The 1,052-nt window shown below is 39.4% G+C and carries 1 protein-coding gene; it reads right to left on the bottom strand.

Features of this window, described 5'->3' with window-relative positions; all coding sequences use genetic code 11:
• Nucleotides 1–433 (bottom strand): helix-turn-helix domain-containing protein (locus tag LFYK43_RS12125; RefSeq protein ID WP_148095630.1); only part of this gene is annotated, 433 nt, incomplete at its 3' end.
• Between the last annotated feature and the right edge of the window lie 619 nt (nt 434–1,052).

The following is a 1,052-nucleotide window of genomic DNA, read 5'->3' on the forward strand; positions in this document are numbered from 1 at the left end:
GCCCGGCACGGAAATAGACTTGACCTAATTTAGGCAGCTTCAAGTGGTGCTCATCAATGACCTTGATATTCTGATTAACCGCTTTAGAAGTGTAGCTTTGTGCGTAGTTTTTCTTGCTTTTAAAGCGTGGATAACCGTTACTTAATTTCTTGTTGACAAAACGTTGAAAAGCGTCGTGCAAATTGCTGTTTGTTGCTTGCAGGGCGGTAGCGTCCACGTCTTTTAACCACGGATATTCTGTCTTGAGTGCTTTCAGCAGGTTATTCATAGCAAACTCATTTTGATACCTAGCATGAGAGTTGTTTTTGTGGCGAGCACTTTGCATAGCTAACATTTGATTCCACACAAAACGAGTTGAACCAAAGGTCTGTTTAATTTGCTTAATTTGCTTTTGATTTGGATATAGGCGCACTTTAAAAGCTTTCAAAGTCATTGATTTCACCACCTTTTTATTTAAGATAGCACACTGTCAGTTCAAAGCAAGTCCTGACTATTTTTTTGTGAAATTAGCGTGCAAGCACACTACGGCTATCCATCCCCCGACTAAAGGCGAGGGCCTTTCGCCGAAAACTAAATAAAAGCTCAAATAAACCTTGCAAAAAACAGAGTGGAATCAGGCGCTTAGAAGGTGAGCACTAGCAGAACCTTTTGCCTGGTGGAACTCGACTAAGAAAAAAAATCGGGTGTACACTTTTTAGTGTTGATGAGTAAAATCATCAGCACTATTTTTTTACTCAAGATACTCAAAAAGGACATCATTGTCCCTCAAGTGCTAAGATTAAAGTGTCTAAAAATCAATCAAAGCGATGTTTTAATGATGTTCCAAGACAATTCTATCCTAAATTTACTCGAGATTAAAGACCCTAATATCCAAACTTTTGCAGTCAAGGACCAAGTTCAAGATGACTTGCACTTTAAAGAGGTCTCCGCAATATTGACCTAGCAAGCAGATAAATGTCATTTCTGTGCCTCATCTAACGTGGTTAAGAATGGTACTCGACCAACAACCCTAAAATTGCCGGCTTTAGTTCAAAGACCGGTTCACTTAGAGC

The sequence above is a fragment of the Ligilactobacillus salitolerans genome, from assembly GCF_003864415.1.
GTDB classification, from domain to species: domain Bacteria; phylum Bacillota; class Bacilli; order Lactobacillales; family Lactobacillaceae; genus Ligilactobacillus; species Ligilactobacillus salitolerans.